The sequence below is a fragment of the Streptomyces sp. BK239 genome (assembly GCF_004217285.1).
Classification (GTDB): domain Bacteria; phylum Actinomycetota; class Actinomycetes; order Streptomycetales; family Streptomycetaceae; genus Streptomyces.
Window position 1 is genome coordinate 41,862 of sequence record NZ_SHKS01000002.1, and the last position, 24,412, is coordinate 66,273.

Sequence of the window (24,412 nt, forward strand, 5' to 3'; positions counted from 1 at the left end):
CCCTCTTCTCCGGCCTGTCACGGGATGCGCGGTGCGGGACGCGGGGCGCGGACGCCGTCCGCCGGCGCGGAGCGGGAGGCGTCGGGCGCCGTCGTCGCGGCGCCGGAGGCGGTGCCGGTGGAGGTGGCGGTGGAGGTGGCGGTGGAGGTGGCGGCGGTGGAGGTGGCGGCGGCGAACGCCCTGGCGCCGCCGACGAGCGGGACCCGGGCCGACGTGCGGGACAGGTCCAGGGTGAGGGTCGGGGTGTCGGCGGGCGGGTCGATGAGGTCCTTGTCGGTGCCCGCGACGATCAGCGCCAGCCGGTGGCCCGCGGGCACCACGTGGTCGGTGGCCGCCAGGTCGAGGGTGATCGAGTACGCGCGGCCCGGGGTGAGCGGGACGCCCCGGCCGGCGTCGGCGTAGGTGCCCAGGTCGGCCCAGCCGCGGCTGACGACGGTGTGGCCGACGTCGGCCGTGCGCGGCGCGGTCTCCTTGAAGCAGGCGCTGTCGCCGGCGCTGCTGACGCCCCAGCAGGTGCGGTCGGCGAGGGTGGTGATGCCCTCGCCGCTCGCCGCGTAGTCACGGATGGTGTCGGGGCCGAGGTCGACGAGGACGGCGGTCAGATGGGCCGTGGGGGTGGTGGGCGTGGCGGTGACGGTGACCTCGGAGGAGCCGGACAGGCGCAGGTCCCGGGTGAGGGGCGCGGTGACGAAGCCGGCCTTGTCGGGGGTCGCGGTGTCGATCCGCGCCGCCCAGTCGGTCTCGCCGAGCCGCGGGTCGTCGGTGAAGGCCGCGGCGCCGTGTCCCTTGCGCAGACCCAGGGCGCCGACGCCGGGGTGGACGCCCTGGTCGGGGCGCAGGGTGGTGGTCCGTGTGCCGCGCGGCGGCCAGGACCGCGAGGTGACCCACTGGTCGGGGTGGCGTTCGACGTCGGCCATCGGCTCGCGGTCGATGCCGTTGTCGTAGCCGAGGAGTTCGTGGTCGAACCAGCGGTGCAGGGTCTTCACCCAGTCGGCGCGGCGGAAGTCGAAGGGGTCGACGTGTCCGGTCTGGGAGAGCCAGATCTTGCGTTCGACGCCATACTTGGCGAGCGCGTCCCACCACTGGCCTACGTGCTTCATACGGACGTTGAGGTCCTGGAGGCCGTGGACGAGGAAGACGCTGGCCTCGACCCTGCTGGCGTGCCTGACGTAGTCGCGTTCTTTCCACAGCCCGGTCCGGTCGCCCGTGCGGGGCGCCTGCTCGACGAGTCTGCGCTGCACGGCGGCGCACTTGGCGCGGGCGTCGGGGCTGTCGACGTAGTCCGAGAGCCAGTCGGGGCCGGAGTCGTAGAGCGGGGCGCCCTGCTGGAAGTAGTAGTCGTACCAGGAGGAGATGGCGCTGATCGGGACGATGGTCTTCAGGCCCTTCACACCGGTGGCGGCGACGCCGTTGGCGATCGTGCCGTCCCAGCTCTTGCCGATCATGCCGGTCGTGCCGTCGGTCCAGCCCGCCTTGACGGCGGTGGCGCCGGTGCGGGTGGTGTACGCGGTGCCGCGTCCGCCCAGCCAGTCGATCACGGCCTTCGCGGAGAGGACGTCGGAGCGGCCGCCGACGTCGACACAGCCGTCGGAGCGGTTGGTTCCGGCCAGGTCGACGGCGACGAAGGCGTAGCCGCGGGGCACGAAGTAGTTGTCGTAGAACAGCGGGGTCTGGACGACGGCGCCGTTCGCGTCGTACGTCTTGCGCTGGCTCTCGTTGCCGCGTCCGCAGCACGAGTAGTAGGGGCTGGCGTCCATGATGACGGGCACCTTGCGGCCGCGGGCGGCGGGTTCGCGCGGGCGGACGATGTCGACGGCGACCCGGTCGGTCCTTCCGTCGCCGTCGCCGTCGAGCCGGGTGTCCACCCAGACGGCCTGACGGACGGCGTCGTCGTAGGAGTACACCGGCAGGCTCTCGCGCGGGGCGGCACGGGCGGTCGGGGTGAGGAAGGCGGCCGTCAGGAGGGTGACGGCCGCGGCCGCGAGCGGTCTCCAGATCGTGAAGCGCGTGCGTATCGGCATGCGCCTGGACGGTACAGCGGGCAACTCCCGTGCAGAAGGGGGCGATTGTGCGCAGTATGTGGCTGGAACGGGTCCCTGGGCATGGTCGGTCATGACGGCCGAATGGCGATCGTGTGACAGCGGCGGCTGTGGGCAGGTCCCGGGCACAGGGAGTCCATAGGCTCTCAACAGATCTCACGTCCCCACGACTTGGAGTTCTTCGTGCACCGCAGAATCATCGCGCCGGGCGCACTGGCCGCCGCGTCCGTGCTGCTGGCGATCCCGGCGTCGGCCGCGGGCGGCTCCCCCGGCGCGCCGGGCATCGGCGACCCCTACTACCCGGCCTACGGCAACGGCGGATACGACGTCTCCCACTACGACCTGAGGCTGAAGTACCAGCCCGTGACGGACCGTCTGGAGGGCACGGCGACGCTCCTCGCGAAGACGACGCAGGACCTGTCGCGCTTCGATCTGGACTTCCTCCTCGACGTGAGCGAGGTGCGTGTCAACGGCGTGCCGGCCGCGTTCACCGCCTCGGGGGAACACGAGCTGCAGATCACGCCGAGGACGCCCCTGGCGAAGGGCGCGGCGGTGACGGTGGTGGTCCGCTACGGCGGCGTCCCCTCCTCGAAGCAGGCGTACGGCTTCACCAGTTGGCACCGCACGCCGGACGGCGGTGTCGGCGCCAACGAGCCCGAGGCGGCCTGGTGGTGGTTCCCGAGCAACGACCACCCGCTCGACAAGGCGACCTACGACGTGTCGGTGCAGGTGCCCGACGGCACCCAGGCCATCTCCAACGGCACGCTCCAGTCGACCGTTTCACGGGCCGGCTGGACCCGGTACAGCTGGCGGTCGGGCAAGCCGCAGGCGACGTATCTGGCCACGCTCGCGGTCGGGAAGTTCGACGTCACGACCGGCCGGACCGAGAGCGGTGTCCCGGTCGTGAACGCCTACAGCAAGGACCTGGGGGCCGACGCGGGCGCGGCGCGGGCGAGCGTCGAGCGGACCGGGGAGATCGCCGACTGGCTGGCCGAGTACTTCGGGCCGTACCCGTTCGACGCGCTCGGCGGATACGTGCCGAACGTGACCACGGGGTACGCGCTGGAGACGCAGACCCGGCCCTTCTACAGCCCGCGGCAGTTCGCGAACGGCTCGAACACCTCCGTGGTGGTCCACGAACTGGCCCACCAGTGGTATGGCGACCTGGTGTCCGTCGCCGGCTGGAAGGACATCTGGATCAACGAGGGCTTCGCCCGGTACGCGCAGTGGCTGTGGTCGGAGCACGAGGGTGAGGGCTCGGCCCAGGAGATCGCGGACTACGTGTACGCCTCCCGTGCCGCCGACGATCCGTTCTGGACCGTGCGGCCGGGCGACCCGGGCCCGGAGAACCAGTTCCACGCGGCGGTGTACGACCGGGGCGCGCTCGCCCTTCAGGCGCTGCGGAACGAGATCGGCGACGAGGCGTTCTTCGCGCTCCTGAAGGGCTGGCCGCAGCGCCACGCCTACGGCAACGCCACCGTCGCCGACTTCAGGCGGTACGCGGAGGAGGTGTCGGGCCGGCCGCTGGCCGCGCTCTTCGACACCTGGCTGTTCCAGCCGTCGAAGCCGGCGGCGCCGGCGGCCGCCGCGGCTTCCCTCTCGTCCCGGCCGCTCGGGACGCGGGGCGCGCCCGTGCGGCCGAAGTCGTGGCAGAAGATCGCCGCGACGAACGGTGTGCACGAGCACCGGCACTGAGTGACGTCCGGGCGGCTCAGGGGCAGAGATCGCTGTGGCTCACCGAGCCGCCCGGACGAGGAGTTCCTCCCGGTCGATGGCGTTCGTCGCCGTCGCCGGCACGGTGCAGGCGTGCGCGCCCGCCACCGCGCCGTACAGGGCGCAGCGCTGCGGCGGCTCGCCGGTGAGGCGGCCGTAGAGGAAGGCCGCCGCGAAGGCGTCGCCGGCGCCGTTGGAGTCCACCACCGGGCCGGGCGGCGGCACCGCCGGTATCCGGGTCAGCTCGCCGTCGGCCAGCAGGTACGCGCCCTCGGCGCCGGCCGTGGCGACGACCGTGTCGGCCCGGCCCCGCTCGGCGACCCGGCGCATGGTCGCCTCGGGGTCGGTGAGGTTGGACGCGGACAGGAACACGACGTCGGCCGCGTGGGCGAACGGCTCGTGGTACGGGTTCTCGCCGTCCCAGTCGTGCAGGTCGGTGGAGATGCTCACGCCGGCCTCGCGCAGCGCGGGCAGGGCGTGCGCGCAGGGCTGGGTGATCGAGACGTGCGCGTGGCGACTCGCCCCGGCCAGGGCTCGGAGCGTGGACGGCGGGAACCGGTCGTCGGGGCCGGTGCGGCTCGTGTCGTACAGGGAGAGCCTCCGGCCGTCGGGGCCGACCAGGTTGACGGCGCGCTTGGTGCCGGCGGGCTGCGGGACGGCGGTCAGCCCGATGCCGCGGTCGCGGTGCAGGGCGCGGACCAGCGCGCCCTCGGGGTCGTCGCCGAGGAAGTCGAGATGGTGGGTGCGCAGGCCCAGGGCGGCCAGGCCGACGGCGACGAAGTCCCCCGTCTGTCCGGCGCGGGTGCGGATCCCGCTGCCGATCATGTAGCTGTCTGCGTACGGGAGCGGCAGCTCGGGGACGTACACGATGGTGTCCACGCCCGCGCCGCCCAGGACGAGGACGTCGGTGTCCCGGCCGGACGGGGCCGACCGAGCGGGCCCGGTGGACCGGCTCACCTCAGGCCTCCCCGTGGTCGTACACCGTCACCGCGATGCCGCGCTTCACCAGGCGTTCGGTGATCAGCGGCTCCACCCGGGACCACTTGCCGCCGGCCAGGCCGCAGCCGATGCGGGGCATGTGGACGGAGGCGTCGAGTTCGGCGGCCTTGTCGGCCAGGGCCTGAAGTGCCGTGTCGATGGCCTCGTAGCGCACGGGGACGCCCTTGCTGCCCGTGCCCATACCCCGCTGACCGACCAGGTTGGCGACCCAGACGTACGGCTCGACCTGGACGAACTGGGCGGCGCCCAGCCCGAAGTCGTTCGCCGCGCGCTCCCGGTGCCAGGCGCGGTAGGCCGCCTCGGGCTGCGGCCAGCGGCGGGAGAGCGCCACGACGAAGCCCTTCCCCCATCCCCCGATGTCGTTGCAGACATGGGCGATCACCTTGACGCCCTTCACCGACGGCACGGTGGCGTCACCCCGGATGTAAGTGATCTCCGACATGACGCCACCGTAGGCGATGCCACTGACAGTGGCCTGCGAGTCACCGCGTGGGCCGGCCCGCTACTTCGTGGGGCCGGTCAGCTCCTGGTCGGCGGTCCGCGCCACCCTGTTGCGGATCCCGAACCAGCCGGCGACGAGTGCGGCGGCGATGAGCGGGACGAGCAGGACGGTCTTGCGGCCGACCTCGGGGTCGTTCCACATCAGGCCGAGCACGGCGATCAGGAAGGCGATCGTGACGATCTCCGTGCCCGGGCTGCCGGGGAGGCGGAAGGACGGCCGGTGGAGCAGGCCCGCCCTGGCGCGGCGGACGAAGACCAGGTGGCAGACCATGATGATCACCCAGGTGCTGATGACGCCGAGGGAGGCGACGTTCAGCACGATCTCGAAGGCCTGCTCCGGCACGAGGTAGTTCAGGCCGACGCCGAGGACGCAGACCCCGCAGGTGAGCAGGATGCCGCCGTAGGGGACCTGGCTGCGGTTCATGCGGGCGGTGAACTTCGGGGCGGAGCCCGCCATCGCCATCGAGCGCAGGATGCGGCCGGTGGAGTACAGGCCCGAGTTGAGCGAGGACATGGCGGCGGTGAGCACGACGAGGTTCATCACGTCGCCGGCGCCGGAGACGCCGATCTTCGACAGGACGGTGACGAACGGGCTCTGGTCGGCGGAGTAGGCCGAGCCGGGCAGCAGCAGGGCGAGCAGGACGACCGAGCCGACGTAGAACAGGCCGACCCGCCACATGATCGAGTTCACCGCGCGCGGGACGACCTTCTCCGGCTCGGCGGTCTCGCCCGCGGCGACGCCGACCAGCTCCAGTGCGGCGTACGCGAAGATCACGCCCTGCATGACGATGACGACGGGCATCAGGCCGTGCGGGAGGAGGCCGCCGTTGTCGGTGATCACGCCGAGGCCGGGCGCCCGGCCGTCGACCTCGTGCCGGGTGGCGAGCAGGAAGATGCCGATGCACATGAACGCGACGAGGGTGGCGACCTTGACGACGGAGAACCAGAACTCCATCTCGCCGAAGATCTTCACCGAGATCAGGTTGACGGCCAGCACCACGGCCAGTGCGGCCAGCGCCAGCACCCACTGGGGGATGCTGGTGAACAGACTCCAGTAGTGCGTGTAGAGGGCGATCGCCGTGATGTCGGCGATGCCGGTGGTCGACCAGTTCAGGAAGTACATCCAGCCGGCGACGTAGGCGCCCTTCTCGCCGAGGAACTCGCGCGCGTACGACACGAACGAGCCGGAGGACGGCCGGTAGAGGACCAGCTCGCCCAGGGCGCGGACGACGAAGAAGGCGAAGACGCCGCAGACGAGGTAGGCCGCGGCGAGCGCCGGGCCCGCGGTGTGGAGGCGTCCTCCGGCGCCCAGGAAGAGGCCGGTGCCGATGGCGCCGCCGATGGCGATCATGTTGACGTGGCGGTGCTTCAGGTCCTTGCTGTAGCCGGCGTCGCCCGCGTCCGCGGGTGTCGCGGTCGCCCCGGTGGGGGCGGCGACCTCGGCCGTGTGCACGGTGTCCTTGCTCACGGGAGTTCCACTCTCTGGTGCGCCCGGGCGTCGTGCGCCCGGGTTTCCTTACGGTCATGGCCCGCGGCTCCCGGGTCGGGGCACAGACCAAGGGGGCAGCTTCCCAGCGTGTGACCGCCCATGCGGTGGCTCATGTCACAGAGGGTGACTTCTCACAGGGTCCTCACTCCCGCCCCTCGGCTTTCACAGCGGTGGTGTGACAGCGATACTGCTGCGCATGACGATCGAGACCGAGGAGCCGTCCCTCACGGTCGACGAGCTGGCCGCCCGGGCCGGTGTCACGGTGCGCACGGTCCGCTTCTACGGCACCAGGGGCCTGCTGCCGCCGCCGGTCATCGGTCCGCGCCGGGTGGGCCGCTACGGCGCGGGGCATCTCGCGCGGCTGGCGTTGATCGAGGAGCTGAGGCGGCAGGGCATGACACTGGCCGCGATCGAGCGCTACCTGGACCGGCTGCCCGCCGGTCTCGACGCGCACGACCTCGCCGTCCACCGCGCGGTGGTGGCGTCCTGGGCGCCGGACGCGCGGGAGACGGTGACGCGGGAGGAGCTGTGCCGGCGGGCGGGGCGGGCGCTGGAGCCCGGGGACGTGGAACGGCTCACGGCGATGGGCGTGCTGACCGGGGGCCCCGGCGAGGACTCCTACCGGGTGGATCCGGGGCTGCTGAGGCTGGGCGTGCGGCTCCTGGACGTGCCGCTGTCGCCGGAGTCGATCCTCGCGGCGCGCACCGTGCTCGTGGAGCACGCGCGGGCCGCCGCGCACGAGATGTCGCGGCTGCTGCGCGAGGAGGTGGCCCAGGACGACGCGCGCGCGGTGCGGTCGCTGTCGGCGCACATGCAGCCGCTGGTGGTGCAGGCGCTGCTCACGGCGTTCCAGCGGTCGCTGACCGAGGAGGTGCGGGAGTGGCTCGGGGAGCCGCCGCCGAGGGACGGCTCCCCTGGAGGAAGCGGCTCGCCCGGGGAAAGCCGCTCCCCTTGAGGTCGCTCAGCGGAGGTCGGTGAAGGTCTCCCCCTTCTCCGCCTTCTCGACGAGCAGCGCGGGCGGGGTGAAGCGGTCGCCGTAGCGCTCGGCGAGTTCGCGTGCGCGTGCCACGAAGCCGGTGAGGCCGCCCTCGTAGCCGTTGACGTACTGGAGCACGCCACCGGTCCAGCCCGGGAAGCCGATGCCGAGGAGGGAGCCGATGTTGGCGTCGGCGACGGAGGTCAGCACGCCCTCCTCCAGCAGCCGGACCGTGTCGAGGGCCTCGGCGAAGAGCATGCGCTCCTGCATGTCCCGGAACGGGATCTCCGAGCCCTCGCGGGTGAAGTGCTCGCGCAGGCCCGGCCACAGGCCCTCGCGCTTGCCGTCGGCCCCGTACTCGTAGAAGCCGGCGCCGCCGCTGCGGCCGGTGCGGCCGAACTCGTCGACCATGCGGTCGACGACGGCCTCGGCGGGGTGCGCGGTCCACACGCCGCCCGCGTCCTCCACGGCCCGCCGGGTCTCGTGGCGGATCCTGCGGGGCAGGGTGAGGGTCAGGTCGTCCATCAGGGACAGCACCTTGGCCGGGTAGCCCGCCTGGGCGGCCGCCTGTTCGACGGAGGCGGGCTCGATGCCCTCGCCGACCATGGCGACGCCCTCGTTGATGAAGTGGCCGATCACCCGGGAGGTGAAGAAGCCGCGCGAGTCGTTGACGACGATCGGCGTCTTCTTGATCTGCCGGACCAGGTCGAAGGCGCGCGCGAGCGCCTCGTCGCCGGTCCGCTCGCCCTTGATGATCTCGACGAGGGGCATCTTGTCGACGGGCGAGAAGAAGTGCAGCCCGATGAAGTCGGCCTGGCGCTCCACGCCCTCGGCGAGGACGGTGATGGGCAGGGTGGAGGTGTTGGAGCACAGCAGGGCGTCGGGCGCGAGCAGGTGCTGTACCTCCTGGAACACCTTGTGCTTGAGGGAGGTGTCCTCGAACACGGCCTCGATGACGGCGTCACAGCCGGCCACGTCCTGCGGGTCGGCGGTGGGCGTGATCCGGGCGAGCAGGGCGTCCGCCTTCTCCTGGCTCGTACGGCCCCGGGAGACGGCCTTGGCGCACAGCTTCTCGGAGTACGCCTTGCCCTTGACGGCCGCCTCCAGGGAGACGTCCTTCAGGACGACGTCGATGCCCGCGCGGGCGCACGCGTAGGCGATGCCGGCGCCCATCATCCCGGCGCCGAGGACGGCGGCCTTGCGGACCTGGCACCGCGGGACGTCCTGCGGACGGCTGGCGCCGGAGTTGACGGCCTGGAGGTCGAAGAAGAACGCCTGGATCATGTTCTTGGAGATCTGCCCGGCGGCCAGCTCCACGAAGTAGCGGGCCTCGATGACCTGCGCGGTCTCGAAGTCGACCTGGGCGCCCTCGACGGCGGCGGCGAGGATGTTGCGCGGGGCCGGGTAGGGGGCGCCGTTCGTCTCCTTGCGCAGACTGGCCGGGAAGGCGGGCAGGTTGGCCGCGAACTTGGGGTTGGCGGGCGTGCCGCCGGGGATGCGGTAGCCGGGCAGGTCCCAGGGCTGGCGCGACTCGGGGTGGGCGTCGATGAAGGCGCGGGCCCTGGCGAGCATGTCCTCGGGCGTGTCGGCCACCTCGTGGACCAGGCCGTTCTCCAGGGCGCGCCGCGGGCTGTACTGGGTGCCCTTGAGGAGGACCTTGAGGAGGGCGTCGGCGATGCCGAGCAGGCGCACGGTGCGCACCACGCCGCCGCCTCCGGGGAGCAGTCCGAGGGTGACCTCGGGGCAGCCGATCCGGGAGCCGGGGGCGTCGAGGGCGACGCGGTGGTGGCAGGCGAGGGCGATCTCGTAACCGCCGCCCAGGGCCGCTCCGTTGAGGGCGGCGACGACGGGCTTGCCGAGGGTCTCGATGCGGCGCAGGTTGCGCTTGATCTCCAGGCCGCCGTCGAGGAGCTGCCCGGCGGTGTCGGGGGTGACGCGGATCAGGTCGCGCAGGTCGCCGCCGGCGAAGAAGGTCTTCTTCGCGGAGGTGATGATCACGCCCCGGACGGTGTCCTTCTCGGCCTCCAGGCGGTCGGCGATCACCGCGAGGGAGTCGCGGAACGCCTGGTTCATGGTGTTCGCCGACTGTTCGGGATCGTCGAGGACGAGGGTGACGAGGCCGGTGCGGTCCTGTTCCCAGCGGATGGCAGTGCTCTGTGTCATGACAGGGTCTCCAGTGAAGTCTGTTGTTCCGCCGGGCAGTTCAGAGGCGTTCGACGACGGTCGCGATGCCCATGCCGCCGCCCACGCACAGCGTGGCGAGGCCGTAGCGCTTGTCCTGGCGCTCCAGTTCGTCGACGAGCGTGCCGAGGATCATCGCGCCGGTGGCGCCGAGGGGGTGGCCGAGGGCGATGGCGCCGCCGTTGACGTTGACCTTGTCCAGGGACAGGCCCATGTCCTTGACGAAGCGCAGGACGACGGCGGCGAAGGCCTCGTTGATCTCGACGAGGTCGATGTCGTCGACGGTCAGGCCCGCCTTGGCGAGGGCCTTGCGGGTGGCGGGGGCCGGGCCGGTGAGCATGATGGTGGGCTCGGAGCCGGACACGGCGGCGGAGACGATCCGCGCGCGCGGGGTGAGCCCGTACCGTTCGCCGACCTCCTTGGAGCCGATGGCGACGAGCGAGGCGCCGTCGACGATGCCGGAGGAGTTGCCCGCGTGGTGGACGTGGTCGATCTTCTCCACCCAGTGGTACTTCTGCAGGGCGACCGCGTCGAAGCCGCCGAGTTCGCCGATGTCGGCGAAGGACGGCTTGAGGCCGGCGAGGGAGTCGGCGGTGGTGCCGGGGCGCGGGTGCTCGTCGTGGTCGAGGACGACCAGGCCGTTGCGGTCCCTGACCGGCACGACGGAGCGGTCGAAGCGGCCGTCCTTCCAGGCGGCGGCCGCCCGCTCCTGGGAGAGGGCCGCGTACTCGTCGACGTCGCGCCGGGTGAAGCCCTCGATGGTGGCGATGAGGTCGGCGCCGATGCCCTGGGGCACGAAGTTCACGGCGAGGTTGGTCATCGGGTCGTTGAACCAGGCGCCGCCGTCGGAGGCCATCGGCACCCGGGACATCGACTCCACACCGCCCGCGAGGACGAGGTCCTCCCATCCTGAACGGACCTTCGCGGCAGCCAGGTTGACGGCTTCCAGGCCCGAGGCGCAGAAGCGGTTCTCCTGGACGCCGGCGACGGTGTCGGGCAGTCCGGCGGCGATCGCGGCGATGCGCGCGATGTCGGATCCCTGGTCGCCGACGGGGCTGACGACGCCAAGCACGATGTCGTCGACGGCGGCCGGGTCGAGTCCGGGGAAACGGTCGCGCAGCTCGTGGATGAGGCCGACGACGAGGTCGACGGGCTTGGTTCCGTGCAGGGCGCCGTTCGCCTTGCCGCGCCCGCGCGGGGTGCGGATCGCGTCGTACACGTACGCTTCGGTGCTCACTGGGAGGCCTTTCGGGGAGGGTGGGCCGAGGAGGATCGGTCGCCCTGGCGGGGAGGGTCCGTGACGAGCAGGGGGACGTCCCAGTCGCGCGCCACCTCGGCGGTGTCGGCGCCGGGCCGGGCGGGGCCGCCGCGCACGGCGGCCGGGGTCAGGGAGAAGCGGGGCGCGGGGGCGGGCTGGGTGATGCCCCCGTGGTCGGTGAAGGTGCCGCGGGCGGCGAGGTGCGGGTGGCGGGGGGCCTCGGTCAGCGACAGCACGGGCGCCACGCACGCGTCGGTGCCGGCGAAGAGGGCCGTCCACTCGTCCCGGGTGCGGGACTTGAAGCGGGCGGCGACGGCCTCGCGCAGGTCGTCCCAGCGGGATGGGTCCTTGCGGGCGTCGGTGAAGTCGTCGAGCTCCAGCAGGCGTACGAAGGTGTCGTAGAACTGCGGTTCCAGGGCGCCGACGGCCATGTGGCCGCCGTCGGCGGTCTCGTAGGTGCCGTAGTAGGGGCAGCCGCCGTCGAGGAGGTTGGCGGCACGGCGGTCCTGCCAGCGGCCGGCGGCGAGCATGCCGTGGAGCATGGCGGACAGGTGCGCCGTGCCGTCGACGATGGCGGCGTCGACGACCTGGCCCTCGCCGGTCGCGCGCGCGTGGTGCAGAGCGGCCAGGACGCCGACGACGAGGTAGAGGGAGCCGCCGGCGTAGTCCCCGAGGAGGTTGGCGGGGGCGGGCGGAGGTGTGTCCGGGGGGCCGATCAGGCCGAGGGCGCCGGTGAGGGCGATGTAGGCGATGTCGTGGCCGGCGCGGGGGGCGAGGGGGCCGTCCTGGCCCCAGCCGGTCATCCGGCCGTAGACCAGCCGCGGGTTGCGGGCGTGGCAGGCGTCGGGGCCGACGCCGAGGCGTTCGGCGACGCCGGGGCGGTTGCCCTCCAGCAGCACGTCGGCGCGGGCGGCGAGGTCGAGGACGCGCGCGGGACCGTCGGGGGACTTCAGGTCGACGATCACCGAGCGCTTGTTGCGGTTGGTGACGTCGTGCGCGGGGTCGACGGCGAGGGCGGAGCCGCCGGGGCGGTCCACGCGGACGACGTCGGCGCCGAGGTCGGCGAGGAGCATCGCGGCGAAGGGGCCGGGGCCGATGCCGGCGAGTTCGACCACGCGCACGCCGGTGAGCGGGCCGTGCCGGGGCGTGGGTGCCGCGTCCGCGGTGTCTGCCGTTGTCATCGAGCCCCCTTGCTGTGACACAACCGATGTAACACCAGTGATGCTAGGAACGTGTTCCCATGGGCACAAGAGGCGAGCGAGCAAGCGCTTAGCCAGTTTAGTGCGCGGAGCGGGGTTTCTCCCGACGGGCGATCGGAAGGGAGCGGACGCGGGCGGGAACCGTGCCTTCTCCCGCTTTTTCCGGGCGTTCCCGGTCGCGGCCGGCCGCTGCTCGCGGCCTCGTGGACGGACTCGGCTCCGCTCGCGCTAACCTCGCCACCCACAGCTGCGCGGGCTGCACGACAAAGGGGTGTCATGAGCAGGCTGAACAGGTCGGACCGTCCGTACGACATCGTGCTCTTCGGGGCCACCGGCTTCGTCGGGGCGCTCACCGCGGAGTACCTGGCCGCCCACGCGCCCGAGGGCCTGCGCTGGGCGATCGCCGGGCGCGACGAGGTCAAGCTGCGCCGGCTGCGCGACCGGCTTCCGGGCGGCGCGGAGCCGGGGGTGCTGCGGGCCGACGTGTCCGACACGGCCTCGCTGCGCGCGCTCGCCGGGCAGGCACGCGTGGTGGCGACGACGGTCGGCCCCTATGTGACCTACGGCGAGGACCTGGTGGCCGCCTGCGCGGACGCCGGCGCCGACTACCTCGACCTCACCGGGGAGCCGGAGTTCGTCGACCTGACGTACGTCCGGCACGACGCACGTGCGCGGGAGACCGGCGCGCGCCTGGTGCACGCGTGCGGCTTCGACTCCGTGCCGCACGACCTGGGCGTGTACTTCACCGTCCGTCAGCTGCCCGAGGGCGTGCCGCTGACGGTGGACGGCTTCGTGACCGCCGACGCCGCCTTCTCGGGCGGGACGTTCGCCTCGGCGCTGGGGCAGTTCGCGCGCGGGCGGCGGATGGTGGCCGCGGCCCGGGAGCGGCGCCGGCACGAGCCCCGGCTGATGGGCCGCCGGGCGGGTGCGCCCACCGGGTCGCCCCGGTTCGCGCCGGAGGTCGGCGCCTGGGCGCTGCCGCTGCCGACCATCGACCCGCAGATCGTGCGCCGCTCCGCGAAGGCGCTGGAGCGCTACGGGCCCGACTTCCGCTACCGGCACTACGCGGCCGTACGGCGCCTGCCGGTCGCCGTGGGCGGTGTCGCGGGTGTGGGGGCGCTCTTCGCCGCCGCCCAGGTGCCGCCCGTGCGGCGCTGGCTGTCGGAGCGGCTGAAGCCCGGCGACGGGCCGAGCGCCGAGCGGCGGGCGCGCAGCTGGTTCTCGGTGCGGTTCGTGGGCGAGGGCGGCGGCCGGCGGGTCTTCACCGAGGTGTCGGGCGGCGACCCCGGCTACGACGAGACGGCGAAGATGTTCGCCGAGGCGGCGCTGGCCCTGGCCCTCGACGACCTGCCGGAGACGGCCGGCCAGGTCACGACGGCGGTCGCGATGGGCGACGCGCTGATCGACCGGCTCGGCGCCGCGGGCATCCGCTTCCGGGTGGCGGCGCGCCGCTGAGGCCTTGATCCGGCGGTTCAGAGGTTCCAGCTTGCCAGGGTGTAGATCATTCCGACTGTCCAGCCCAGTCCGGCCACCACGGAGAGGACCAGGGCCGCGTTCATGGCGCGCCGCACGGGCAGGGCGGGGCCGGCCGGAGGCTCGGGGAAACGGTGCGTCGTCATGGCGGCCACACTGCCGGGCGGCGGCCGGGCGTCGCATCCGTACGGGTACTCAGACGGCGTACTCAGGCGGCGGGTCCCGCTCAGCGGCTCGCCGTCGCCTCCCGGAGAGCCCGCCGGCACAGCGCGTCGGCCCGGCGGGTCGACTCCGGGAGCCGGTACCGCGGGGTGAGCGCGAGCGTGTGGGCGCAGGCGTTGTCCAGGCTCACCCGGTGCCCGACGGACACGAAGACCGGCTTGACGCCCTCGCGGGTGCGCAGGGCGCGGCCCACCTCGTCGGCGCCCGCGAGGAGCGGGGACGCCGATCCGCGGGGGACGCCGGGCTCGTCGTACGTGAAGGCGAAGGGGTTCTTGGCGACGCCGATCGTGGGCAGGCCGGTGAGGACGCCGAGGTGGCTGGCGAGTCCGAAGCGGCGCGGGTGGGCGAGGCCGTAGCCGTCGCACACGACGAGGCCCGGCGGGCAGGGCAGCGCGTCGAGCGCGGCCAGCACCGTGGGGATCTCGCGGAAGGCGAGCAGACCGGGCACGTACGGGAAGGAGATCCGTCCCACGGCGGTCGCCTCGGCGACGACGTCGAGGGTCGCCGCGTCCAGCACGACGGCCGCGGCGGCGACGACGTCCCGCTCGTCGTCGTAGGCGACGTCCACCCCCGTCACCCGGCCGGCGCCGGGCGGCGGGCCGGGCTCGTCGAGCACCAGTCGGGCCCGCAGCGCGTCCTGGACGGCGTGGGCCTCTGCCTCGGTCGCGGGCCGGCCCGCGGGAATGGGTACGGTCGTCATGGTGGTGACGAGCGTACGGCCCCCGCGGGCCGGTCCGCGATCGTGTTCCCCGGCGGCCGGGTCAGCCCTTGTCGTCCAGGGCGCGCTGCAGCTGGCTCTTGTTCATGTCCGAACGGCCGTGGACGCCGCGGCGCTTGGCCTCCTCGTACAACTGGTCGTACGTGGGCCCCTGTGCGCCCTTGTGGGACCGCCGGCCGCCGCGCTCGCCGGACGACATGTCCTGTGTGGAGGTGCGGCTGGCGGTCTTGGACTCGCCGGCCCGGGCGCGTTCCTTGTTGACGGTCCTGGCGGCGATCTCCTCCGCCCGGCCGGTGCTCTCACCCCGGTCCTGCGCGCTCTTCTTGATGTGCTCGTACTGGCGCTCCCGCTTGGGGCTGGAACCGCGTGGCATGTGCGCTCACTCCTTTCGCGGCTGTCGCGTTCGCACCTGCCGGGTACCCCGCAAACCGCTCACCTCTCCAGCCGTGCCACCCGCCCCTGTTCGCCGGCCGCCCAGCAGGCCCCGTCCGGGACGCAGTCGACGGTGTCGTACGAACCGGTGTCGACCGTGCGCCAGGTGCGGCCGGCGTCGGTGGTCAGGTCGGTGCCGGTGGGGCCGACGGCGAGGGCGGCGGTGCGGCTGTGCGGCAGCCAGGCGACGCCGGAGCGGTAGGCGGGCGGGGGTGCGGCGGCGGTCCGCCAGGTCCGGCCGGCGTCGCCGGTCGTGGCGGCCGGCCGGGGGGAGGCCTGGTCGGGCCGGTAGTCCCCGCCGACGGCGAGGCCGTGGGCGCGGTCGCGGAAGGCGAGGGCGAAGACCCCGCGCGCGGGGTCGCCCGCGGGGATCGGGGCGTCGGCGGCCTTCCAGGTCCGTCCGCGGTCGGAGGAGTGCAGCACCCGCGCGCGTGCCCCGCCGCCGGTGGCGAGCCAGACGTCGCGTGACCCGGCGGAGACCAGGCACTGGCCACTGGCCGCGAAGCCCGCCTCGCCCTCCAGGGCGGGCGGCATGCCGCCGTCGGGCAGCACCTTCCAGGAGCGGCCGCCGTCGCTCGTGGACAGGATGCGGAACCTGCCGTCCACCGGGTCGCTCATCGCGAGGCCGTGGCGGCGGTCGAAGAAGGTCATGCAGTCGTAGAAGGCGCGGGCGTCGGTGTTGCGGAAGGACTCCTTCCAGGTGGCTCCGCCGTCGTCCGTGCGGTAGACGCGGGAGGCCTCGCCCTCGCCGATGGCCAGTGCCACGGCGCGGCGCGCGTCGAACGCCTCGATGTCGCGGAACTGCAGCTCGGCGGCGCCGGGCGGGGAGACGTCCCGCCAGGTCCGCCCGCCGTCGGCGGTGCGCAGGACGGTGCCGAGGCTGCCGGCCGCCCAGGCGGTGTTCCGGTCGACGGCGGCCAGGCCGCGGAAGCGGACGGTGGACTTCCCGGTGTCCTTCAGGACCCACGCGGGCGCGTGACCGCCCGGCACGGCCGGGGCGCGGCCCGCCTCCCGCGCGGGCGCCCCGTCCGCCGCCCGGGCCGGGACGGCCGTCATGGCCAGGACGGCCGTGCAGGCCGCCGCCACCGCCGTCGTGGCGCGCGCGGCGCGCTTGGTCACGAAGAGGGGAGATGTCGGGGTTGTGCGGGTCGCGGGAGCCGTCCCCGCCGTCGGAACCGTTCGTACCGTGCGTCGCGTCTTCCCCAGGGGTGTCATGGCGCGGGAAGCTAGCCCACGGCCCTGACGGCGTCCAGAGGACCACGGTCGCCCCAATCGCCTTACCGGGCACAGGAAGAGAGGTGAGTCACTCGTGTGCATGAAACTCGGTGACCGAGGTCACTCGCATTGCATGTGCACGCACCGGCAGGTTCCGACGTCTCTTCCAGTGTCCGGCTGCACTCACCCCCGGTAGTCCGTCCCGCTGTCACAAGGGAGCAAGGCGTTGTCCATCGTCATCGATCAGCCCGTTGAGGCCCGCCTGGTCGCCGCCGCACCTCGGATGTCGAGCATCCCCGCCACGTTGCACTACGACCGTCGCGACCCCTTCGCCGTCCGCATGACCTTCCCCGCCCCGGCCACTCTCGAGGGCGTCGAGGTCTGCTGGACCTTCGCCCGCGATCTGCTCACGGCGGGGCTGCACGAGGCGGAGGGCCACGGTGACGTCCGCGTCCGCCCCTACGGCTACGACAGGACGGTGCTGGAGTTCCACGCGCCTGAGGGCACCGCGATCGTGCACGTGCACTCGTCGGAGATCCGGCGGTTCCTCCAGGCCACGAGCGAGCTGGTGCCGGCCGGGCGCGAGCACCTGCAGCTCGACCTCGACAACGGTCTGGCGGAGCTGATGCGGGACGCCTGACCCGGCCGAAGGCCTGAAGGCGGGCGGGACGTCCGAAACCGGTGGGCGCCCGGCCCTTAATTGCGTTGACCGGCCCTCGCGGTCCCCTTACGGTGAGAACGCTTCTGTCGCCGCCGAAGGGAGAAGGACGTTGTACGTCTGAGGTCAGAGACACCGCGCCACGCCTGTCAGGCGTGCGTGCAGCGTGCGACCTCGGCGTCGAGCCGTCCTTGCGAGCGGGCCCCCTTGCACGGGTCCCCGTGACCGCATCCCTGCCGCTCCCCGCGGTGGTCGCCGTCTCCCGGTGTCTCGATACGCGTTGCCCTGACCGCACACGCGACCGCGAGGCCCACTTGTCATCATCAGTCACCTGCTCCGCCCTGTCCTTCGCCTGGCCCGACGGCACCCCCGTCTTCGAACGGCTCGACACCGCCTTCGGCCCCGGCCGGACCGGACTCGTCGGCGCCAACGGCTCCGGCAAGTCCACCCTGTTGAAACTGCTCACCGGTGAACTCGCCCCGGCCGAAGGGTCCGTGCACATCACGGGCGAGGTCGGCCATCTCCCGCAGAACGTCGTCCTGGACACCTCCCTCCGCGTCGACGAGGTGCTGGGCATCGCCGCCCGGCGGGCCGCACTGCACGCCATCGAGGCCGGCGACGTGTCCGAGAGGCACTTCGAGACCGTCGGCGACGACTGGGACGTCGAGGAACGCGCCCTCGCCGCTCTCGGCGAACTCGGGCTCGGCCACATCGGGCTGGACCGCACCGTCGGCGAGATCTCCGGCGGCGAGTCGGTCCTGCTGCGCCTGGCCGCGCTGCTGCTGCGCCGCCCGGACGTCCTGCTGCTGGACGAGCCCACCAACAACCTCGACCTGCACGCCCGGCAGCGGCTGTACGCGGCCGTCGCGTCCTGGCCCGGCGTCATGGTCGTCGTCAGCCACGACCGCGAACTCCTCGACCTGGTCGACCAGATCGCCGATCTGCACGCAGGTGAGATCACCTGGTACGGCGGCAACTTCTCCGCGTACGAGGAGGCGCTCGCCGTGGAACAGGAGGCCGCCGAGCGGATGTTGAAGGTCGCCGAGGCCGACCTGCGCAAGCAGCGACGCGAACTGGCCGACGCCCAGGTCAAGCTGGCCCGCCGCAAACGGTACGGGCAGAAGATGCAGGAGCAGAAACGCGAGCCGAAGATCGTGATGGGGGCGCGCAAGCGGTCCGCGCAGGAGTCCGCGGGCAAGCACCGCATCCTGCACGAGGAGCGGCTCGCCGAGGCCAGGGAGCGGCTCGACGAGGCCGCGGAGGCGGTGCGCGACGAGGACGAGATCCGCGTCGACCTGCCGTACACGGCGGTGCCGCCGGGCCGTGACGTGCTCACCCTGCGGGACCTGCGTCTCGCGTACGGCGCGCGCGTGGCGGGCGGTCTCGATCTGCGCGGGCCCGAGCGGGTGGCGCTGGTCGGGCGCAACGGCGCGGGCAAGACGACGCTGTTGCGCACCGTCGCCGGTGAGCTGGAACCGGTGTCGGGCGAGGTGCACGCGCATGTGCCGCTGCGTTTCCTGCCCCAGCGGCTGGACGTGCTCGACGGCGAGCTGACCGTCGCCGAGAACGTGGCACGTCAGGCACCCGGCGCCACCGCGAACCGGATCCGCGCCCGGCTCGCCCGCTTCCTGTTCCGCGGCGCCCGCGCCGACCGCAGGGCGGACACGCTCTCGGGCGGGGAGCGGTTCCGGGCGGCGCTGGCGGCGCTGATGCTGGCCGAGCCGACGCCGCAGCTGCTGATGCTGGACGAGCCGACCAACAACCTCGACATGGCCAGTGTGCGCCAGCTCACCACGGCCCTGGAGTCCTACGAGGGCGCCCTGATCGTCGCCAGCCACGACCTGCCGTTCCTGAGGTCGCTCGGCATCACCCGCTGGCTGCTGCTGGACGGGGAGTTGCGGGAGACGACCGAGGACGAGGTGAGCACACCGGTGTGAGCCGCGGCGCGCGGGGCGGCGCCGGGGGGTTTGTGCTGGGCGGGCGGGGGTTGCATGATGGCGGATCGGTGCCGGACAGGGGCGCCGGTCGGGGTCTGCCGGGCAGGCCCCTGGCGCCGCGGCAGACAGCGTTTGCCCGACGGGGCGGACGTCGCCTGCCGGGGCGCCGGCCACCGTCGATCCGAAAGGCCTGGACGTGCCCAGCAAGAAGGCCCTCATCCGCCGCCCCAGCCCGCGCCTCGCCGAAGGCCTGGTGACGCACCTCGAGCGGGAGGCGGTCGACGTGGGCCTCGCCCTGAAGCAGTGGGAGGGGTACGTCGAGGCCCTGCGGACGCACGGCTGGGAGACCGTCGAGGTCGATCCGGCCGACAACTGCCCCGACTCGGTGTTCGTCGAGGACGCCGTCGTGATGTACCGCAACGTCGCCCTGATCACGCGGCCCGGCGCCGAGTCCCGGCGGGAGGAGACCGCCGGCGTCGAGGAGACCGTCGCCCGCATGGGCTGCTCGGTCAACTGGATCTGGGAACCGGGCACGCTGGACGGCGGCGACGTGCTCAAGGTCGGCGACACGGTCTACGTGGGCCGGGGCGGCCGTACGAACGCGGCCGGCGTGCAGCAGGTGCGCGAGGCCTTCGAACCGCTGGGCGCGCGGGTCGTGGCGGTGCCGGTGAGCAAGGTGCTGCATCTGAAGTCGGCGGTCACCGCGCTGCCGGACGGCACGGTGATCGGCCACATCCCGAAGGTGGACCGTCCCGCGCTGTTCCCGCGGTTCCTCTCGGTGCCCGAGGAGGCCGGCGCGCACGTGGTGCTGCTGGGCGGCCCCAAGCTGCTCATGGCGGCGAGCGCGCCGAGGACGCGCGAGCTGCTCGAAAGCCTCGGGTACGAACCGGTCGTGGTCGACATCAGCGAGTTCGAGAAGCTGGAAGGCTGTGTGACATGCCTCTCGGTGCGGATGCGGGAGCTCTACGCCTGACCGGGTGACATGTGCGCCGTCTCAGCCCCTGGACCCTTGCGTCCCGGGGCTGTTGCGCGTACCCCGGAAAGGTCGGCTCGACGGCTCGGCGAGTCACCGGGCCCGGTCGACCGGCGGCTGATCAGCACTCTTTACGCCGACCTTAACCTACGGGTTCGTAACCTACGGGTTCGTAGCCTACGATCCCGTAAGTTCCGGTTCAGCACCGGATGTCTTTCCGCTCCGCCTCCCGTCCCCTGGAGTACCCGTGACGATCGCCTCCCCGCACCTCGGCAGCCCCTCCGTCTGGACCGACGCCAAGCTGCTGTACGCCCTGGAGGAAGTGGTCGAGAAGGAGCTCGACCGGCATCTGAAGGTCACCAAGGACTGGATGCCGCACGAGTACGTGCCCTGGAGCGACGGCCGCAACTTCCCCGGCTTCTTCGAGGACGGCGAGGCCTGGGAGAAGGAGCAGTCGAAGGTCACCGAGATCGGCCGTATCGCCCTGGTCGTGAACCTCCTGACCGAGGACAACCTGCCCAGCTACCACCACGAGATCGCCTCCCTGTTCGGCCGGGACGGCGCCTGGGGCACCTGGGTGCACCGCTGGACGGCGGAGGAGGGCCGGCACGGCATCGTGATGCGCGACTACCTGCTGGCCTCGCGTGCGGTGGACCCGGACAAGCTGGAGGAGTTCCGGATGTCCCACATGAGTGAGGGCTTCGAGTCCGACAACCGGCACTCGATGCTCCACTCGATCGCCTACGTCTCCTTCCAGGAGCTCGCGACCCGCATCTCCCACCGCAACACAGGTCACCAGTCCGGCGACCCGGTCTGCGACCGCATGCTGGCCCGCATCGCGACCGACGAGAACCTCCACATGGTCTTCTACCGCAACCTCCTGAAGGCCGCCTTCGAACTCGCCCCCGACCTCACCATGCAGGCCGTGCGGGACGTCGTCGTCGACTTCCGCATGCCCGGCCACGGCATCCCCGGCTTCGAGCGGGCCGCGGCGCAGATGGCGATCGGTGAGGTCTACAACCTGCGCATCCACCACGACGACGTGCTCCAGCCGGTGCTGCGCTTCCTGAAGGTGATGGAGATCGACGGCCTGGGCCCCGAGGGCCTGAAGGCGCAGGAGGAACTGGGCCTGTACATGAACGGCCTGGACGCCGAGGCCCTGAAGTTCGACGAGAAGCTGGCGGCGCGCAAGGCGCGGATGGCGGCACGCGCCGGAGCCTGACACCCGCCGGCCCCGGCAACGGAGGCAGTTCCGACCGACGGCCCGCACAGGGAAGCGAATTCCCGGTGCGGGCCGTCGGCGTCCTGCGACATCATGCCGCCAGGCCTGCGCCGGGCCTCTGACAAGCGTGACCGCCCAAAAAGGGCTGCCCCTGCTCTACAGGACCGTTCCTGGAGACTGAGCGGGAGTGAGCCCTGTTGCCAGGGCCCGTGCTCAGTCGAACGCCCCGGACGGTGTTGGGCGTTCTGGTCGCCCGCGTTCGCTCCGCGTCCGGCGCGCAGGGATCGTGTCCGTGGTCCGGGGATGCGGGGGCGGGTTTCCTCACGCCCGGGGACGCCTGGTCGGGCCTGGACGGTCCGATGCCCCGCACGATCACTCCGGTCGTGTGGGGGCGGTGCCGTCCGTCGCCGGATCGGGTGTCCCAGGGCGCGCCTTCCGATCGCCACGGCCGCTGCGTCGTGGCGAGTGGGTTTGCGGGTGGTGCTGGTGAGGGGCCTTTGCCAGTGCTGGGCGCCCCAGCGGCTGGTGTAGGCCGGGTCGACGGCGATCACCGCGATGCCCGTGGCGTCGGCCATCGACGCCAGCCGGGCACGGAGCCTGCCGGTGGGCATGCCGGAGATCAGCCGGCGGAAGCGCTTGTTGCGGCCGTGTTTCTCTCGGGTCTTCTCGGCGGTGAAGTCCAGGTCCTCCACGGCGATCGCCTTCACACCGCAGGTGCGGACCCAGTGCAGGAGGCGGGTGAGAGCGTGGCGGACTTGGGCGTCGCGGTGCTCGGCGGTGCCGGTCAGGTCGTAGGAGAAGCGGCGCGGGGCGCCGATCGGATTGCCGTGGACGTCCAGACGCCAGGCGGCCAGGTGGTCGGCGTTCATGTCGATGCCGATCACCCCGGATGCGAGCGCGGCCTCGACGGGAATGGCAGGGGCGGGCGGGATCTGCCAGGCGGCGGTCACATACCAGCGGGTGCGGCCGGTGTCGTAGTGGATGCGGTAGGCGACCGCCCTGTCTGCAGTGACACGGTCCGCCCACTCCTCACCCCGGTGCGTGAACGTGATCCGGCAGGCCAGGACGTACCGGCCGTGCGGGGCGTTCGCCAGATGCGCGAGCGGTGCGGGGAGCTTGAGGCTCACCTCGCCGTCGGGGCTCACGCGGATGGTTTCGTTTCCGTGGCGTTTGCCGGACTCGCCGTCCGCCTGGCAGAACCAGCGCTCCGCCTCCCACCGCCCGCGCCAGACGGGCTCCGTCAGCTGGGCCGTCTCCAGGTGATGCCGGGTGCGGGCCAGCCGTTTGCCGCCGCGCACGACGTGGACGAGGCCGGCCTCGCGGTCGGCCCGCGCGGCCGCCAGCCGGTCCTGCAGCACCCCCAGCCGCCTCGACTTCGCGTGCCACTCCCGCTTCGACTGGTACCCCCCGGGCGTCTTCTTCGTGCCCTTCTGCCCGATGGGCTGGGACAGACGGTGTGTGAGGGTGCGGATGCCGGCTTCCAAGTTCTGGATGTGCGCGAGCTGGCAGCGGCGGGCCAGCGCCCACTGATCGTGCGTGGCCTTGGTGATGCTGCCCGCCCACCGCGACGACGACACAGCCGTCAGTTCCCGCTTACGCACCGCCCATGTCCGGGCGGAGTGCTCCAGCCCGTCCCGACAGCGCGCCTTGAGGTCCCTCGACGCCAGCGACCCCAGATGCGCACCCACCAGACGCAGCACCTCCTCATCAGCGGGCGTCAGCTGCTTCAGGCGGGTCCGGACAGCCACACCACCCGGGCCGGACGCGACGAACGGCTCCGCCACATACCTCAGCACACCCACCCCACCACCCCCTCCCCCCGCTGCCGATGAACCCTGCCAGTACCAACGACCGCCACCCGGGAAGGTCACGCATTCGACACGCAAACGCCAGTTCCCCACGGAAAAGCGACCCCAGGACCGCAGCACAGACCACATGGTCACCCGGCCACCGCAAGGCACTTGGACACACTCCAGCGCCAGCAGCTCCCCAGCCCGCGCCCGGCCTGTCGTGCCGTGTGTGACGGGTTCAGGACGAGGTGCGGCGCAGTTCGAGGCGTTCCTTCTCGGAGAGGCCGCCCCACACGCCGAAGCGTTCGTCGTGGTTCAGGGCGTAGTCGAGGCAAGCGGGGCGCATCTCGCACAGGCCGCAGATGCGCTTGGCCTCGCGGACCGAGCTGCCGGGCTCGGGGAAGAAGAAGTCCGCCCCGGTCTGCGCGCACAGCGCCTCCCGCTGCCAGGCGAGCTCGGGTGTGCGGATCGTGTCGGTGTACATGGCGAGGATCGTGCCGCGCGGCGAAAAACGTTCGCTCAACGCCGGATATACACGGCCGGGCGGCGAGTGTCAGTGGGCGGTGCCAGACTCGGCAGTGCACAGAACGGGACTGCGAGGAGGAGGGCACGATGCTCACCACCCGTTTCGTCAACGGCGCTCCGAACTGGGTCGACGTCGGCACGTCGGACATCGGGCGCGCTTCGGCCTTCTACGGCGCCCTCTTCGGCTGGCGGTTCCGGTCGGCGGGGCCGGACGCCGGCGGCTACGGCTTCTTCCAGCTCGACGGGAGGACGGCGGCGGGCGGCATGCAGACCACGCCCGAGCAGGGTCCGCCGTCGTGGACGGTGTACTTCCAGTCGGCGGACGCGGAGGACACCTGCAAGGCGGTCGAGCTGGCGCACGGCAGGGTGCTCTTCCCGCCCATGGACGTCATGAGCCAGGGCACGATGGCGATCCTCGCCGACTCGGCGGGCGCGCCGTTCGGCGTGTGGCAGCCGGGACAGATCAAGGGCGTGGACATGGCGGGCGACCCGGGCTCGCTGCGCTGGGTCGAGCTGCACACGCCGGACGAGGCGGCGGCCGCCGCCTTCTACGGGGCGGCCCTGGGCCTGGAGACGTCGGCCGTGCCGTTCCCGGGCGGCACGTACACGTGCGTCAACCCGGCCGGCGCCGGACAGGAGAGCATGTTCGGCGGGATCGTCCCGCCGGACGACGATCCCGAGGAGGCGGGGGCGGCGTCGGGCGCGTACTGGCTGCCGTACTTCGAGGTCGACGACGTGGACACGGCCGTCGCCCGCGCCGTGGAGATGGGCGGGTCGGTGCGGCGGGCGGCCGTCGACCTGCCGGGCGTCGGCCGCATCGCCTCACTCGCCGACCCGGACGGCGCACGCTTCGCGGTGATGAGGAGCGCACCCCGTCAGGCCTGAGGAGTCC

The 24,412-nt window shown here is 72.6% G+C and carries 20 protein-coding genes and 1 pseudogene; 8 read left to right on the forward strand and 13 right to left on the reverse strand.

Going from position 1 to position 24,412, the window contains the following annotated elements; genetic code table 11:
- Positions 1-17: 17 nt before the first annotated feature.
- On the reverse strand, positions 18-2,021 hold the full coding sequence (locus EV567_RS06095; protein WP_130437627.1) for a Xaa-Pro dipeptidyl-peptidase: 2,004 nt from the start codon (positions 2,019-2,021) through the stop codon (positions 18-20).
- Between the two features lie 201 nt (positions 2,022-2,222).
- Here EV567_RS06095 and EV567_RS06100 point away from each other — a divergent pair, with 201 nt between their 5' ends.
- Positions 2,223-3,734 (forward strand): M1 family metallopeptidase, encoded by a 1,512-nt coding sequence (locus tag EV567_RS06100; protein WP_165430315.1) that lies wholly within the window; start codon positions 2,223-2,225, stop codon positions 3,732-3,734.
- Between the two features lie 39 nt (positions 3,735-3,773).
- Here the strand turns inward: EV567_RS06100 and EV567_RS06105 are convergent, their stop codons facing one another.
- Genes EV567_RS06105 through EV567_RS06115 form a run of 3 tightly spaced genes read right to left on the reverse strand, consistent with a single transcriptional unit; the run spans position 3,774 to position 6,720 of the window.
- Positions 3,774-4,709 (reverse strand): PfkB family carbohydrate kinase, encoded by a 936-nt coding sequence (locus EV567_RS06105; protein ID WP_130437629.1) that lies wholly within the window; start codon positions 4,707-4,709, stop codon positions 3,774-3,776.
- Position 4,710: 1 nt separating this feature from the next.
- Positions 4,711-5,193 (reverse strand): macro domain-containing protein, encoded by a 483-nt coding sequence (locus EV567_RS06110; RefSeq protein WP_130437630.1) that lies wholly within the window; start codon positions 5,191-5,193, stop codon positions 4,711-4,713.
- A 60-nt stretch (positions 5,194-5,253) separates the two neighbouring features.
- The gene (locus EV567_RS06115; protein ID WP_130437631.1) at positions 5,254-6,720 is read right to left on the reverse strand and encodes an amino acid permease; all 1,467 of its coding nucleotides are present in this window, start codon (positions 6,718-6,720) and stop codon (positions 5,254-5,256) included.
- Between the two features lie 217 nt (positions 6,721-6,937).
- Here EV567_RS06115 and EV567_RS06120 point away from each other — a divergent pair, with 217 nt between their 5' ends.
- Positions 6,938-7,696, forward strand: coding sequence for a MerR family transcriptional regulator (locus EV567_RS06120; protein WP_130437632.1), 759 nt, complete (start codon positions 6,938-6,940; stop codon positions 7,694-7,696).
- Positions 7,697-7,702: 6 nt separating this feature from the next.
- Here the strand turns inward: EV567_RS06120 and EV567_RS06125 are convergent, their stop codons facing one another.
- Genes EV567_RS06125 through EV567_RS06135 form a run of 3 tightly spaced genes read right to left on the reverse strand, consistent with a single transcriptional unit; the run spans position 7,703 to position 12,337 of the window.
- On the reverse strand, positions 7,703-9,880 hold the full coding sequence (locus EV567_RS06125) for a 3-hydroxyacyl-CoA dehydrogenase NAD-binding domain-containing protein (protein ID WP_130437633.1): 2,178 nt from the start codon (positions 9,878-9,880) through the stop codon (positions 7,703-7,705).
- A gap of 40 nt (positions 9,881-9,920) precedes the next feature.
- The gene (locus EV567_RS06130) at positions 9,921-11,135 is read right to left on the reverse strand and encodes an acetyl-CoA C-acetyltransferase (RefSeq protein WP_130437634.1); all 1,215 of its coding nucleotides are present in this window, start codon (positions 11,133-11,135) and stop codon (positions 9,921-9,923) included.
- Positions 11,132-12,337, reverse strand: coding sequence for a CaiB/BaiF CoA-transferase family protein (locus EV567_RS06135; protein WP_130437635.1), 1,206 nt, complete (start codon positions 12,335-12,337; stop codon positions 11,132-11,134). Before EV567_RS06135 ends, EV567_RS06130 begins: the two co-directional genes overlap by 4 nt.
- Before the next feature lie 294 nt (positions 12,338-12,631).
- Between EV567_RS06135 and EV567_RS06140 the strand changes: the two genes are divergently transcribed.
- Positions 12,632-13,810: a trans-acting enoyl reductase family protein gene (locus EV567_RS06140; protein ID WP_130437636.1), complete on the forward strand. Its 1,179-nt coding sequence runs from the start codon at positions 12,632-12,634 to the stop codon at positions 13,808-13,810.
- A 17-nt stretch (positions 13,811-13,827) separates the two neighbouring features.
- On the opposite strand, the gene mmpA is transcribed toward EV567_RS06140, so the two are convergent.
- The 4 genes from mmpA to EV567_RS06155 form a co-directional block, all read right to left on the reverse strand.
- Positions 13,828-13,974, reverse strand: a complete 147-nt coding sequence (gene mmpA / locus EV567_RS27775; protein WP_165430316.1) for a morphogenic membrane protein MmpA — start codon at positions 13,972-13,974, stop codon at positions 13,828-13,830.
- 80 nt (positions 13,975-14,054) lie between these two features.
- Complete coding sequence (locus tag EV567_RS06145) at positions 14,055-14,750, reverse strand: endonuclease V (RefSeq protein WP_130437637.1); 696 nt, start codon at positions 14,748-14,750, stop codon at positions 14,055-14,057.
- A 61-nt stretch (positions 14,751-14,811) separates the two neighbouring features.
- Positions 14,812-15,141, reverse strand: coding sequence for a plasmid stabilization protein (locus EV567_RS06150; protein ID WP_130437638.1), 330 nt, complete (start codon positions 15,139-15,141; stop codon positions 14,812-14,814).
- Positions 15,142-15,200: 59 nt separating this feature from the next.
- A complete protein-coding gene (locus EV567_RS06155) occupies positions 15,201-16,256 on the reverse strand; it encodes an oxidoreductase (protein WP_130438278.1) in 1,056 nt (351 codons plus the stop codon).
- 385 nt (positions 16,257-16,641) lie between these two features.
- Between EV567_RS06155 and EV567_RS06160 the strand changes: the two genes are divergently transcribed.
- The 4 genes from EV567_RS06160 (at position 16,642) to EV567_RS06175 (ending at position 21,205) form a co-directional block, all read left to right on the forward strand.
- Positions 16,642-17,055 carry an SsgA family sporulation/cell division regulator gene (locus EV567_RS06160; protein WP_130437639.1) on the forward strand — a complete coding sequence of 138 codons (414 nt, stop codon included), beginning with the start codon at positions 16,642-16,644 and terminating at the stop codon, positions 17,053-17,055.
- A gap of 332 nt (positions 17,056-17,387) precedes the next feature.
- Entirely contained in the window at positions 17,388-19,010 is a 1,623-nt protein-coding gene (locus tag EV567_RS06165; RefSeq protein WP_130437640.1) for an ABC-F family ATP-binding cassette domain-containing protein, read from the forward strand.
- 196 nt (positions 19,011-19,206) lie between these two features.
- Positions 19,207-19,983, forward strand: a complete 777-nt coding sequence (gene ddaH / locus EV567_RS06170) for a dimethylargininase (RefSeq protein ID WP_130437641.1) — start codon at positions 19,207-19,209, stop codon at positions 19,981-19,983.
- A 247-nt stretch (positions 19,984-20,230) separates the two neighbouring features.
- Positions 20,231-21,205: an acyl-ACP desaturase gene (locus tag EV567_RS06175; protein ID WP_130437642.1), complete on the forward strand. Its 975-nt coding sequence runs from the start codon at positions 20,231-20,233 to the stop codon at positions 21,203-21,205.
- A gap of 173 nt (positions 21,206-21,378) precedes the next feature.
- On the opposite strand, the pseudogene EV567_RS06180 reads toward EV567_RS06175, so the two are convergent.
- Together EV567_RS06180 and EV567_RS06185 are read right to left on the reverse strand one after the other, a co-directional pair.
- Positions 21,379-22,953 (reverse strand): annotated as a pseudogene (locus EV567_RS06180) (IS200/IS605 family accessory protein TnpB-related protein); the annotation flags it as partial.
- Positions 22,954-23,233: 280 nt separating this feature from the next.
- Complete coding sequence (locus EV567_RS06185; protein ID WP_207228691.1) at positions 23,234-23,479, reverse strand: WhiB family transcriptional regulator; 246 nt, start codon at positions 23,477-23,479, stop codon at positions 23,234-23,236.
- Positions 23,480-23,607: 128 nt separating this feature from the next.
- Between EV567_RS06185 and EV567_RS06190 the strand changes: the two genes are divergently transcribed.
- Positions 23,608-24,405: a VOC family protein gene (locus tag EV567_RS06190; protein ID WP_130437644.1), complete on the forward strand. Its 798-nt coding sequence runs from the start codon at positions 23,608-23,610 to the stop codon at positions 24,403-24,405.
- Positions 24,406-24,412: the final 7 nt, after the last annotated feature.

Bases quoted from the DNA above. Each gene is read 5' to 3' on its own strand.
- EV567_RS06095 (WP_130437627.1), bottom strand. From the start codon at position 2,021: ATGCCGATACGCACGCGCTTCACGATCTGGAGACCGCTCGCGGCCGCG.
- EV567_RS06110 (WP_130437630.1), bottom strand. From the start codon at position 5,193: ATGTCGGAGATCACTTACATCCGGGGTGACGCCACCGTGCCGTCGGTG.
- EV567_RS06120 (WP_130437632.1), top strand. From the start codon at position 6,938: ATGACGATCGAGACCGAGGAGCCGTCCCTCACGGTCGACGAGCTGGCC.
- EV567_RS06125 (WP_130437633.1), bottom strand. From the start codon at position 9,880: ATGACACAGAGCACTGCCATCCGCTGGGAACAGGACCGCACCGGCCTC.
- EV567_RS06135 (WP_130437635.1), bottom strand. From the start codon at position 12,337: ATGACAACGGCAGACACCGCGGACGCGGCACCCACGCCCCGGCACGGC.
- EV567_RS06140 (WP_130437636.1), top strand. From the start codon at position 12,632: ATGAGCAGGCTGAACAGGTCGGACCGTCCGTACGACATCGTGCTCTTC.
- mmpA (WP_165430316.1), bottom strand. From the start codon at position 13,974: ATGACGACGCACCGTTTCCCCGAGCCTCCGGCCGGCCCCGCCCTGCCC.
- EV567_RS06145 (WP_130437637.1), bottom strand. From the start codon at position 14,750: ATGACGACCGTACCCATTCCCGCGGGCCGGCCCGCGACCGAGGCAGAG.
- EV567_RS06150 (WP_130437638.1), bottom strand. From the start codon at position 15,141: ATGCCACGCGGTTCCAGCCCCAAGCGGGAGCGCCAGTACGAGCACATC.
- EV567_RS06155 (WP_130438278.1), bottom strand. From the start codon at position 16,256: ATGACGGCCGTCCCGGCCCGGGCGGCGGACGGGGCGCCCGCGCGGGAG.
- EV567_RS06185 (WP_207228691.1), bottom strand. From the start codon at position 23,479: ATGTACACCGACACGATCCGCACACCCGAGCTCGCCTGGCAGCGGGAG.
- EV567_RS06190 (WP_130437644.1), top strand. From the start codon at position 23,608: ATGCTCACCACCCGTTTCGTCAACGGCGCTCCGAACTGGGTCGACGTC.